Source organism: Sphaerospermopsis aphanizomenoides BCCUSP55 (assembly GCF_001586785.1).
Classification (GTDB): domain Bacteria; phylum Cyanobacteriota; class Cyanobacteriia; order Cyanobacteriales; family Nostocaceae; genus Sphaerospermopsis_A; species Sphaerospermopsis_A aphanizomenoides_A.
Window position 1 is genome coordinate 1 of sequence record NZ_LUFH02000148.1, and the last position, 10,631, is coordinate 10,631.

Annotated in this window: 8 protein-coding genes; 4 read left to right on the top strand and 4 right to left on the bottom strand. The window is 36.4% G+C overall.

All coding sequences use genetic code 11. From position 1 onward, the window contains the following. Positions 1–105 precede the first annotated feature (105 nt). Positions 106–1,791: a potassium-transporting ATPase subunit KdpA gene (gene kdpA, locus A0J48_RS24645; RefSeq protein ID WP_200327225.1), complete on the bottom strand. Its 1,686-nt coding sequence runs from the start codon at positions 1,789–1,791 to the stop codon at positions 106–108. Between the two features lie 248 nt (positions 1,792–2,039). Here kdpA and A0J48_RS24650 point away from each other — a divergent pair, with 248 nt between their 5' ends. From A0J48_RS24650 to truB, 4 genes are all read left to right on the top strand, one after another. After that, on the top strand, positions 2,040–2,960 hold the full coding sequence (locus A0J48_RS24650; RefSeq protein ID WP_200327226.1) for a DMT family transporter: 921 nt from the start codon (positions 2,040–2,042) through the stop codon (positions 2,958–2,960). Positions 2,961–3,438: 478 nt separating this feature from the next. After that, positions 3,439–4,497: an alpha/beta hydrolase gene (locus A0J48_RS27665; RefSeq protein ID WP_325079052.1), complete on the top strand. Its 1,059-nt coding sequence runs from the start codon at positions 3,439–3,441 to the stop codon at positions 4,495–4,497. Between the two features lie 15 nt (positions 4,498–4,512). Next, positions 4,513–5,178: an alpha/beta hydrolase family protein gene (locus A0J48_RS27670; protein ID WP_325079054.1), complete on the top strand. Its 666-nt coding sequence runs from the start codon at positions 4,513–4,515 to the stop codon at positions 5,176–5,178. Between the two features lie 76 nt (positions 5,179–5,254). Next, positions 5,255–6,133, top strand: coding sequence for a tRNA pseudouridine(55) synthase TruB (gene truB / locus A0J48_RS24660; protein ID WP_200327227.1), 879 nt, complete (start codon positions 5,255–5,257; stop codon positions 6,131–6,133). Between the two features lie 258 nt (positions 6,134–6,391). Here truB and A0J48_RS27805 read toward each other — a convergent pair whose 3' ends face one another. From A0J48_RS27805 to A0J48_RS24675, 3 genes are all read right to left on the bottom strand, one after another. Then, positions 6,392–9,295, bottom strand: coding sequence for a formylglycine-generating enzyme family protein (locus A0J48_RS27805; protein ID WP_411841150.1), 2,904 nt, complete (start codon positions 9,293–9,295; stop codon positions 6,392–6,394). After that, complete coding sequence (locus tag A0J48_RS24670; protein WP_200327228.1) at positions 9,274–10,260, bottom strand: AAA family ATPase; 987 nt, start codon at positions 10,258–10,260, stop codon at positions 9,274–9,276. The genes A0J48_RS27805 and A0J48_RS24670 overlap by 22 nt, the downstream gene beginning before the upstream one ends. A 16-nt stretch (positions 10,261–10,276) precedes the next feature. Further along, on the bottom strand, positions 10,277–10,631 hold a 355-nt coding region (locus tag A0J48_RS24675), incomplete at its 5' end, for a hypothetical protein (protein ID WP_234301139.1).

Consider the following 10,631-nt stretch of genomic DNA (forward strand, 5'->3'; position numbering starts at 1 on the left):
GCAGGGGAAGCAGGGGAAGCAGGGGAATAATGTATTGATCATCTATTCCCTATTCCCTATTCCCTCTTAACTGTCACCTGTCACCTGTCACCTGTCACCTACCTTCTAACTTCCCGCAGCTAGTTTAAAACCTTCGGCTATGGGTCCTAAAGCTAAAATGGGGAAGAAGGTGAGGACTCCTAAAATAATAGTTACGCCAGCGGTGACGGTGGTAAATAGTAAGGAATCGGTTCTGAGAGTACCACGGGTTTCTGGTACTTTTGGTTTACGAGACATACTATCAGCTAAGAGGAGGATGGCAATAATGGGAATGTAACGCCCTGCTAAAATGCTGAAACTTGAGCTTAAGTTCCACCATAAGCTGTCATCTTTTAATCCTTCTAAGCCGGAACCGTTATTAGCTGCGGCTGAAGCATATTCATACACTACTTGAGAAATACCGTGAAAGCCTGGGTTACTTATTCCAGATAGAGAAATGGGATATGCTAGGGCGATCGCACTGGGAATCAACACTACAATTGGGTGAATCAGCAAGACTACGCTGGCTAGGACGATTTCTTGTTTTTCAATTTTGCGCCCAAAGAATTCCGGGGTGCGTCCTACCATTAGCCCGGTAATAAAAACGGTGAGAATTAGGTAAATAAAGAGGTAGGCTGTTCCTGTTCCCTGACCACCCCAAATAATTTGCAGGAACATATTAAATAAAGTTGAAAATATGCCAGATGGCATTAAGGAATCGTGCATTCCATTCACAGCACCGCACATGGTAGCAGTAGTAGCTACAGCCCATAATGCTGTTTCTGCCCAACCAAATCTGAGTTCTTTACCTTCTAAATTAGGCAGTTGTAATCCCAAGGCATTATTAATCAAGGGGTTTCCCTGTAGTTCACCAACAGCGGTGATCCAAATCAAAACTACAAAGATGATAAATACCATCCAAAACAGTAACCAAGTTTGTTTGAGGTTATTGGCAAATACCCCGTATGTGTAAATTAAGGATGTGGGAATCGCTAACATGGCGATAATTTCTATTAAGTTAGAAGCGCCATTGGGATTTTCAAAGGGATGAGCAGAGTTAGCACCAAAAAAGCCACCTCCGTTTTCACCTAACAGTTTAATTATTTCAAAGGAAGCTACTGGCCCCCTAGCGATGTACTGAGTTCCCCCCTCTAAGGTTTGAACTACCTGTGTTCCTGCTAATGTTTGTGGTACACCCAGGGCTATGAGTGCGATCGCCCCAATAATGGCAAGGGGTAATAATATCCGCGTAATGGCATGGGTGATATCAACGTAAAAATTCCCTAACTTTCTTCCTGTCAAACCACGAATAAAAGCTATTCCTACAGCTAAACCAGTTGCGGCTGAAGTAAACATCAAAAAGCCTAAAGCCGCTGTTTGGCTAAAATAGCTTAAAGTCGTTTCACCAGCGTAGTGTTGTTGGTCAGTGTTAGTTAAAAAAGAAATTGTCGTGTGTAGCAATATATCCCATTTAGGTGTACTCAACCTATTGGGATTCCCAGGTAACAATCCCTGCAAAGATATTAGTGCATACACAGAAATTCCCATGACTAAGTTACTATATATTACTGCTCGAATATACTGTAAACCAGTCATTTCTTCTTTTTTACGGACTCCTGCTAGTATATAAAGAATCCTCTCTATGGGATTCATTATCCAGTCCAAAATTGTGTTTTCTTCTAAGAATACTCTAGCTATGTATTTACCTAACAAGGGAGTAATTAATACGACAATACATAGCGTTAACGCAATTTGTAAAAAACCTTGTCCCATTTACTTTCTACTCAATTAAACTAAAATTTAATCAAACTACTGCCAGATTTATTAGGTAAGCATTCAGCTAGTATTTATGAGCTTATGGTTACTTTATGCTACACAGGAAGTGTAGCCATACCCACAGTGCTTTACAGCTTTTTCTACCTACTTTGAGTAGTTTCCGTAAATTCAGATAAAATTTTATGCTGCTAGATTTCTTCTTTCAACAATTTAGATATTTTGACACAACATTTGCAAATAACTAAATGAGGCATCAAACTTCCGGTCGCTGGCGTTTAGGACTAGGTTTATCCCTGCTCACAGTTTTTTTATGGGGCATTTTACCAATTGCTTTAAAGGTAACGCTACAAGCACTAGATGTCTACACTGTGATTTGGTTTCGCTTTTTAATGTCCTTTGTACTACTGGCAATTTATCTATATGTGCAGCAAAAATTACCAAGTTTAGAACAATTACGTACTAATTCTTGGCAACTATTAGCAATAGCCACAATATTTTTAGCAGGTAATTACTTTCTCTTCATGCAAGGTTTAGCCTTAGCAGGTGCTGTTAATGCTGAAGTCATCATTCAGTTAGCTACTGTTTTATTGGGTTTTGGTGGTTTAGTAATTTTTAAAGAGCGTTATACATTACGGCAATGGTTTGGTGTTAGTGTCTTAACTGTAGGTTTTTTGCTATTTTTCAAAGCTCAATTAACGAATTTAATTACCGCACAGGGACAATATCTCCTAGGTAGTGGATTAATTGTTATAGGTGCAGTTTCATGGGCAATTTATGCCTTAGCACAAAAACAGTTATTACAATCTTTATCATCCGCTAATATTATGCTCATAATTTATGGTGGATGTACTTTATTATTTACTCCATTTGCCAAAATTAATACTATTTTCACGCTTGACATTTTGCATTTAGGAATGTTGTTATTTTGTGGATTAAATACTCTCATTGCTTACGGTGCTTTTGCTGAATCATTAGAACATTGGGAAGCATCTAGAGTGAGTGCAATTTTAGCTTTAGCCCCGCTAATAACTTTAATAGCTGTTTGGCTGGTTTCCAGTATTTTCCCAACGCTAATTTTGCCAGAACACATCACATTAGTAGGAATTATTGGCGCATTCTTAGTTGTTTCTGGTTCGGTAACAATTGCTTTGGGTAAATCTAAATAAAAGGTGACAGGTGACAGGTGACAGGTGACAGAGATGAGGGAAGAAATTCAGCAGATTTCAGGTAAATGAGGCGCAAATTTGCATCCAAACAAATTTTTTTCCATTGTCAATTGTCCATTATCAATTGTCCATTAATTTGGTTATCTCAAATATTCCAACAACAAGCCCCTCATTGATCAAAAAATTTGGATATGTGCAACACAATTTGATTTGTCAAGTTATTTGATATTTAAAGCTACACAATAAGCACTGAGGCAGAGCATTTGTGAGTTTGTTAGGATTTTAAGGTAAAAAATCTCAAAAACATCCAGAAATCTAAGGTGAGTCACAGTATATAAATTAATCAACAGGGTGACTAAATAACTACCAAATTTAACGCCTCGCTAAACAACATCTCTGAAACATTTGAGCGATGAAGAGTTTATTTGGTAATTGGGCCAGCAGCCTGAGAAAAAAATCATTATTGCTGGTGCTTTCAATGCTGCTGCCAACATTAGGAATTAGTAACTCTGTCATGGCAGCAGAGAAAATCTATGCTTCCTATTCTATACTAGAAATTCCCATTCCCGTGATTAGTTTAGAAAATTTTGCGAAAACGGGAGTCATGGATGGTGATTTGGCAATTTATCAACAGTATATTTCATCGCAACAACTGCAAGAGTTAAGAAAAATTTTACTGAAGTCCGTAAAAATTAGTCCGCCTGTGGCTACAAGATTTCTCCACACACAACAGGGAGAATTTTTACTGCAACGTTTAGCAGAATTAATAAAAACTAAATTTCCTCAAACTAAGTCAGAATTTAATGTTTTACGTGATGCGATCATCGCAGCATCGGGTGAAGCAGAAGGCTTAAATTTATTAAATATACTACGGAAATATCCCAGCAATAGCATTCATATTAACTTAGTTGATAGTTTAGAAATAGCTGGTAAACTGGATCGGCTCATCAGTGAAACCAATCAAGCGATCGCACTAATTCAGCAAAAATCAAATATCGAAGCTAGTAAAATCCAAAACATTAATTTATCTGTATTGTCAGATTTAAAAAGCCCAGGTAATTTTAAATCAGAAAAATATACGTTAGAATTTTTTGACTTAACTCGTAGACGGCGTTTATTCACAGATGTTTATGTTCCTAATGTTCAACACTCCACACCAGTAATAGTAATTTCTCATGGCTTAGGTTTAGATAGCAGTAATTTTCGTTATTTAGCCGAGCATTTAGCTTCTCACGGATTAGCTGTTGTTGTTCCTAATCATCCGAGTAGTAATACTAATAAAGTAATTGAGTCTAGGGAATTCATAGATAGACCTTTAGATATAAAATATATATTAGATCAACTCGAAAAAGCTAATCAATCTGAATCAATTTTTCAAGGTAAATTAAATCTGCAACAAGTGGGAGTATTTGGGCAATCTTTTGGTGGTTATACTGCTTTAGCTTTAGCAGGTGCAACAATTAATTTGCAGCAGCTAGAAAAAGATTGTCAGCCAGATGCACTACGAGATACCTGGAATATGTCTTTACTGCTGTAATTTCGCGCTTTAGATTTGCAAACTAAGTCTAGGCAAAAATATCATAAATATAATTTTAATTTGCGGGATTCAAGAGTTAAAGCAGTAATAGCCGTTAATCCCATTACTAGCTCGATTTTTGGTCAAGCTGGTCTGAATCAAATTCAAACTCCTGTGATGTTTTTTAGTAGTAGTGAAGATACAGTTGCACCAGCTTTACATGAACAAATTTTACCATTTTCTTGGTTAAATCATCCCCACAAATATCTGCTCATGCTGATGGGTGGAACTCATTTTTCTAGCATTGGTAATAGCAATCCTGGCAGCCAGCAAGTAGCATTACCTGTAGAAATGGTTGGTGATGCTTCCCAAGCTCACAGTTACATCAATGCTTTTAGCTTCTTGTTCTTTCAAACTTATGTGTCCCAAAAGCCACAATATATTACCTATCTTAACGCCGGCTACGCTAAAACTATTTCCAGTCAGTCTTTGGGTTTGAGTTTTGTTCAATCCTTAAACAGCCAAGAATTAGCACCAGTTTTAGGTGAAAATATGCCAGGAATTACCTCCGTAAAAAAAAATTCCTTCAACTATAGTCAGGTGAAAATTGGAGATTTTGGATTTTGGTATATCCTCGCTTCATGTCAAGATTTTTTTGTGATGGTTTTTTTAAATTGTGTCCTGAGAAAAAAATTGTCTTAAAAAATTAAAAAATCATCATACTTTCAGAAGTCGGAATATAATTATCAATTATCAATTATCAATTATCAATTATTTTGTGCAGGGCTTTCTCAATTTAAACAAACCTTATGGCTGGACTTCCCATGACTGTGTAGCACGGGTACGGAAACTCCTGCGTTTAAAACGGGTGGGACACGCAGGAACTTTAGATCCAGCAGCTACTGGTGTGTTACCTATCGCTGTGGGTAAAGCTACCAGATTGTTACAGTATTTACCTGGTGAAAAGGCTTATCAAGCTACTGTTCGCTTTGGTATACGTACAACTACGGATGATTTAGAAGGGGAAGTGATTACTTCTCAGCCTTGTCCTGGGTTAAGTTTGACGGATATCAAAACCGCACTTTCCCAATTTATAGGCAAAATTGAGCAAATTCCTCCCAGTTATAGCGCCATTCAAGTGGATGGGAAACGCCTGTATGATTTGGCACGGAAAGGTGAAATTGTGCAAGCGCCGACTCGGACAGTAGAAGTTTTAAATATAGAAGTTTTAGATTGGCGTAATGGAGATTTTCCAGAATTGGATTTAGCGATCGCTTGTGGTGCAGGTACATATATTCGCGCGATCGCTCGTGATTTAGGAGCAGTTCTCAATACAGGTGGAACTCTTGCCGCTTTGACACGAACGGAAAGCAGCGGTTTTCACTTACAAGACAGTTTCACACTCACAGATTTAGAAACTCAACTCCAAGCAGGTACATTTCAACCAGTCGCCCCAGATGCAGCCTTACAAAAGTTACCATCTGTAAATTTACCAGAAACATTTGCCAAAAAATGGTGTCAAGGTCAGCAAGTTCCTTTAAATCTGGATTTATTGGGGTTGGTAAGAGTGTATGAACAAGAAACCCGCTTTTTGGGTATTGCACAAATACAAGACCAGATATTGATTCCTCAAATGGTTTTTGAACCGATTTCTTAGTTTAAAGCTATATCATGAAAATGCATCAACAACACGACAAACTTATCCTGTAAATCCTTAAATCCTGGACATCCTGATTCAGACAAATTAAATCCTTAAATCCTGGACATCGTTTATTTCTGAATTTTGACTTTTGATTTTTGACTTCCCGAAGGGTGTCCTGGACATCCTGATTCAGACAAAAAAAAATCGTCTCGCTACGCTCCCAATCAGAAAGAAAAGAAAGAGAAAAGCGCAAAAGCGCAAGAGTGCAAAGGGCTAAAGAGTCCTCGCCGCGCCAAGACAAACAACGCGAAAACCGATATCGAAGTCCCTGCTATCGCGGTCGTAGCTGTAGCGGTAGGCAGAACGGCAGTACCCAGGATTGTTGCCCCACGAACCACCGCGCAGCACTTTAGTATTATCGCTTCGACTTGTCCAACCACTACTATCTTTAGGCGCATTTATATAATTATCATGCCAATCATCTTGACACCATTCCCAGAAATTACCGTGCATATCATACAAACCAAAGCTATTAGGCGGAAAACTACCTACATTTGTTGTCTGTTGTCTGTATTCACCTGTTGGTTCAGAAGCATAAGTCACAGTGCCTTTATAATTAGCTAAGTCACTGGTAATTGTGTCCCCAAAATGAAAGGGTGTAGTCGTCCCTGCACGACAAGCATATTCCCATTCTGCCTCACTGGGTAATCTGTAAGTACGTCCAGTTTTTTGACTCAACTGATTACAAAACTCCACCGCATCATTCCAAGACACCTGTTCTACAGGACGTTTGACTCCTTTAAAATTAGAAGGATTTTTACCCATAATTTGTTGATACTGTTCCTGAGTCACTGCAAATTTACCCATAGCAAAAGCAGGTACATTTACCTCATGTTGTGGACTTTCATAATCATTCCGACCTTTTTCTGATGCTGGTGAACCCATATTAAAAGAACCACCAGGAATCTCCACCATCTCCAGAGTTATATTATTACCCAAATCTTCAGTAAAAAACGTTGCTTCCCTAGAAATGCGGGAAATAATTTTTCCTTGAGAATTGACTGTTAATACCTCAAACTTACAACTACGAGAAGCTATTGTAGGTTCTTTAGGTTTCAAAACCTGATTACCTGCTACTGCTGCAACAAAACCTGCACTTCCTAAACCAACCATCTGCAAAAATCGTCTGCGGTTGATTTTTTGCTGTTTAGAAACTTGATTTTTGGATTTTGGCAATAATTTATTCAACTTTTCTGGTACTTTGAGATCAAGTAAAGATGGTTTAGTCATAAAATCCAGAAACAGGTAATCTTTTAATAAACCATCTTCAGCAATAGTTTTTAGAGATGTTTTTGCTATTGATAACTTCAGTCCATTTTCAGAAGTATCATTAACCTGATTGAGTAAATTTTTTAATACATTTCTAATTTCCTGTTCTTGTTCCTGAGTTAATTTTTGAATCAAATCAACACGCAACCAATCTGGAATATAACCAGCACGAAACCAAGGTAAACGAGCTAAAGTAGTCAAAGAATCAACCTCTAACAGAGATTCTCCTGACTTTGTTTTGAGAACATTACCTAAATAAATAGTAATATTCCATTGCAACTCAGGAAAAACAGCACAAGCACAAAACCAATAAAAACTATCATCACCTAAATATTCCCGCAGGGAAAGCAACATAGCTGCAATTTTCTCTGGTTCTGGAGAATTACGTTCTAACCAGCGATAAGATTGAATCCGCAATGTTTGTGGTATAGGTATTGCTGATAAATCTCCCTCTACCTCTCCCAACCTCTCCTGCAAGGAGAAGCTTAATTGTTCTTCTTGTAAAGAAGTGGAGAGAGGCTTTGAATTATATCCATTCCAGAGTTTTTGACTAAATATCTCTAACCCTGCTGGTGTAGCAGGTAAAATCATAAATTGTTGAGCTATTTGAAATTCTTGATAACCCCAATTAGTTCTTGGTTTGGGAGTAAGAAAAGCTCGACCTTGCCAGCTGATTAATTGACTTACCCAAGGTTCTAATTCACCACTAATAATACTAAAAAATTTCTCTGTATCTGAAACTATAATCAGATAACACTGATGATATTTACTAATAATTTCTTCAAGTCTAAGTGGAGAACCTTCTCCCTGACTAGGAAAACAAATTAAAGGATCATCATCAAACAAATAACTGGTAATTAAAACATTTTCTTGTTTAATACGCTCAATCATTTCTTCTATAAATTGAGCTTGATGATCTTGAAAGCTAGTGCGATTAACCAGAAATAAATATTCTGGAAGTATTTGATAATTACGATATATTGGTTTTAACCATCCTCCTTGTCGCAAAGTTGCATCAATTGTTTTTTCTATATCTAATTGATGGGAAGGAATCGGAATACGTCGTCTGAGATTTCTAGCAATTTGCATAAAAATCATTGTCGGGAATAATTCTTGCTCAAAACCAGCAATAGAAATATTCTGTAGTTCGGGTTGGGTTGTAGTTCCATAACGTCGTAAAAATAACTGACGCATTAACCAAAACCACCACATTCTGCAAATGAAAAACACAGCAGCAGGAGTTAAGAAAAATGCTATTTCTCTTGGCCAGTTAATGGTATTTGAGTTAATGGTATTTCGGGGAGGGTTTTCAGTGCAAATTAGAGCAGTTTCCTTTGGTATAATAATAATAGGGTTTCCTGCTTCTGGCTTCATACCCGGTTTTTTTTCTGATATCTTAATCGGAAATTCATTTCGTCTATTAGTAGTGGAGTCATTGAATATTAAAAATAGAGGAATTCCTGTATAAATAATAATTTTTAGCAATAAAATCAACAGGAGAAAATGAGATTCTATCTTTTCTTCTGTTAATAGTTGAGTTTCTTCTTTTGTTTCTGCTTCTAAACAAATATTTTGATTAATAGAGTTAAAACAATTATCAAAATACTGCTTAAATTGTTCTTGTTCAACTGGTGAACTGCAAAATATTGGTGCTAATAAACTCCTCAATTTTTCTGGATTATCCAAATTTTCACCCTGAGAAATCAGAATCAAAATTAAATCCTGTGCTGCAATATATTGAGATATGCCGATGTTATAACCAGATTCTCTAAGAATATCAATAAACTCTAGTAAAGCATCAGGATTTAGCCAATCTAGGTGATCTTCTATTTCTGTTCTTTTATCCATTGTTCTATAACTCTTTTGGCTTTTTCCTGATCATTTTGAGTTTTGACTAAGCTACTGAGAGTAGAGTTAATTAAATCAGCGTTCAATTGAATTGAAAAACTCTCTGGAATACTACTAAACTTTTGTAAAGCAACAATCCAACTTAATAATTCAGCGGTTGCAGGTTGCTTATTCAAACCACTTTTACGTAATTTTTCAAATAAACTAATAGCTGATTGCAAAAATGGATCACTAATATTCATTCCTAAGCGATTAGCAATAATATTTTTCAGTCGCTCATTATCAGGAAAAGGCAGATGATAATAAATACAACGTCGCAGAAAAGCATCTGGTAAATCTTTTTCTGAATTGCTAGTAATAATTACAATTGGTTGCAATTTTGCATCTGCTTCTATTTTTTGATTACCTAATTCTGGAATCCGAAAATACATCAATTCCAATTCATTCAGTAAATCATTGGGAAAATCACGGGGTGCTTTATCAATTTCATCAATTAAAACGACGGAACGCTTTTGTCCATCATCAGGAAATTCTAATGGTAAAAATTCTTTTACTTCCTCTAAATTACGAGTACATAAAATTGCTTTTCCTAAAGCTTGGTAAGTGATGTAATCTAAAATTTGATTTGTAGCAAAACCAGTTTGCACATCTTGAAATCGCTTTAAAACATCATAGGTATAGAACAAATCCCGCGCAATGCTAGTAGATTTAGTTTCAAATTTTAAAACTTCACCAAGTCCCAGTTCCCAAGCAAGACTGTAAGCTAGTTGAGTTTTTCCTGTTCCTGGTTCTCCAGTTAGCAATAAAGGTTGTCCTAATAATAATGCCACATTACAGGCATCTCTTAAACCTTCATCAGCAATGTATTTTTCTGGATTGAGTAATCGAGAAAGGGGAGAATTTGGGAGTTGTTTGGGTAGTTCTCCTTGACGTTTTCCTGAACCTGTGTAAATTGGTAATTTCATGTTAATTCCTTTTTGATTAATGAAAATCTTCTAATATTTTAATTAATTCATCAGCTAAATCCCGCATAGGAATTTCATTTAATGATGTCTGTCTTTGCCATTTATTAAACATATCCCCAATTTTATCTTTTAATTGTTGAATTTTATCTTCTTCAACAAACTTTTTAGTATGTTCAGAATCAGCCCAATTTTCAACATCTGCTCTACCTATTGCCTTTAATTCTGATAAAACAACAACTGATAAAAACTTATATTTTTCACTGCTTGATGAAAATTGCTGTATGTATTCACGCATTTTCTTATTTAAGAATTGACGTTTTTGTTGATAAAGATAGTGCTTTAAAAAAGTAAATATATTCCATGTCCATGTC

Coding starts and splice junctions, on each gene's coding strand:
- kdpA (WP_200327225.1), bottom strand. CDS start 1,791: ATGGGACAAGGTTTTTTACAAATTGCGTTAACGCTATGTATTGTCGTA.
- A0J48_RS27805 (WP_411841150.1), bottom strand. CDS start 9,295: ATGGATAAAAGAACAGAAATAGAAGATCACCTAGATTGGCTAAATCCT.
- A0J48_RS27665 (WP_325079052.1), top strand. CDS start 3,439: ATGCTGCTGCCAACATTAGGAATTAGTAACTCTGTCATGGCAGCAGAG.
- A0J48_RS24650 (WP_200327226.1), top strand. CDS start 2,040: ATGAGGCATCAAACTTCCGGTCGCTGGCGTTTAGGACTAGGTTTATCC.
- A0J48_RS24670 (WP_200327228.1), bottom strand. CDS start 10,260: ATGAAATTACCAATTTACACAGGTTCAGGAAAACGTCAAGGAGAACTA.